Source organism: Streptomyces sp. NPDC005752 (genome assembly GCF_040630715.1).
Taxonomy (GTDB): Bacteria; Actinomycetota; Actinomycetes; order Streptomycetales; family Streptomycetaceae; genus Streptomyces.
On record NZ_JBEXYB010000097.1, the window covers coordinates 1 to 1,688 of the forward strand.

General features: G+C 69.3%; 2 protein-coding genes. Both read left to right on the forward strand.

The genetic code is table 11. The features are described from left to right. On the forward strand, window positions 1-369 hold a 369-nt coding region (locus ABZ441_RS33520; RefSeq protein ID WP_358981191.1), incomplete at its 5' end, for a WYL domain-containing protein. Window positions 370-542: 173 nt separating this feature from the next. Then, complete coding sequence (locus ABZ441_RS33525; protein ID WP_356842840.1) at window positions 543-1,571, forward strand: saccharopine dehydrogenase NADP-binding domain-containing protein; 1,029 nt, start codon at window positions 543-545, stop codon at window positions 1,569-1,571. Window positions 1,572-1,688: the final 117 nt, after the last annotated feature.

Below are 1,688 nucleotides of genomic sequence, written 5' to 3' on the forward strand. Positions count from 1 at the left end.
GTGGAGGTCGAGTCCACCGGGGAGGTGGTCGAGGTGCCGGATGCCCCGGACGCCGCGCAGTTGGTCTCCGACACCATCACCCGCACCGGATATCCTTTCTTCGCCCGCGTCCGTCTTCCGCTGTCCTACGACGACGCCCGGCGCCTGGTGGCACCCATCGTCGCCACCCATGAACCCGACGGGCCGAACACGACGGTCATCAGCATCGGCGGGTCCGACCCCGACCAGCTCGCCGGCTACCTCCTGAGCCTGCGCACGCCGCTGGAGGTGCTGTCCCCCGACTCCGTTCGCGAGGCGCTGCTCGCCCGGCTCGACGCTCTGTACCGAGGGAACGAAGCGGGTCGGCAGGGAGCCGACGAGCAGCCGTGACGAGCCGCTCGTGACGACCGGGCGGGTCACGCGGTGACCGGTGAGAGACCAGGACCGTATGTGTCCGGATCTGCTCCTAGCCTGGATGCGAGGCACACAGCGCCGAGCGAGTCACCGCTCGGGACGGGCCTTTCCCGCAGTCCCACCTCATTACCTGTTCATGGGAGCGCATCATGTCAGCCACCCCCCGCCTGCTGGTTTACGGAGCCACCGGTTACACCGGGAAGCTCGTCGCCGAGCACGCCAAGGAGTCGGGCCTCGACGTCGTCGTGGCCGGCCGCAACCAGGAGCGCGTCAAGGCACTCGGTGAGGAACTCGGTGTCGACAGCCGGGCATTCACGGTCGATGACCCCGCACTCCTGCGAGACGCGCTCGACGGCATCACCGTGGTCCTGAACGTTGCCGGCCCCTTCCAGCGCACCGCGGGCCCGCTGATGGACGCCTGCATCGACAAGGGTGTGCACTACCTCGACACCACCGCCGAATACGACGTGTTCGCCACCGCGCGTTCCCGGCACGCCGAGGCCGCGGCAGCCGGCGTGATGGTCATGTCCGGCGCCGGCTGGGACGTCGTGCCCAGCGACTGCGTGGCCGCCCATGCTGCGGCACGCGTCGACGAGCCCATCGGTCTGCGCCTGGCGCTCAAGCTCCTCAGCGCGACCCCCGAGGAGTCGGAGGGCTTGAATCTCTTCTCCCGCGGGTCCATCGTCAGCGCCACCGAGGGCATCGGTGACCTGGGCGTGCTGGTCCGCAAGGACGGGGACATCGTCGCGCTGCCGGAGCCCAAGGCCGCCTCGTTCGACTTCGGTGACGACGGTCCGGAAGAGTGCGTATCCGTGTCCATGGGCGACCTGATCACCAGCCACTACGCCACGGGCGTCCCCTCGATCGAGGTGTACGTGCAGGTCGGGCAGCCGCTCCCCATCGACCTGGACCTCTCGACGCTGCCCGACGGCCCTACCGCCCAGGAGCGGGAGGTGGGACGCAGCAAGGTCGTGGCCGAGGTCACCGGCCGGGACGGCAGCGTGGTCCGTTCCCTGATCGACACACCGACCGGCTACCGGTTCACCCAGCTGTCCTCCGTGGAGATCGCCCGCCGCGTGCTGACCGGCTCCTTCACGCCCGGCTTCCAGTCGCCTTCCTCCGCCTACGGCCCCGAACTGGCTCTCGCCGTCGGCGACTCGCAGATCAAGGACCTGTAGGGGACACCGTGGGTGGGCCGGCCCACCCACGGATCCGAGTGGAACATGGGTGTGTGGCACCCAGGAAGACAGGTCCTTCCTGGCCCGTCGTCGCGGGTACAGACTGATGGTGTTGGC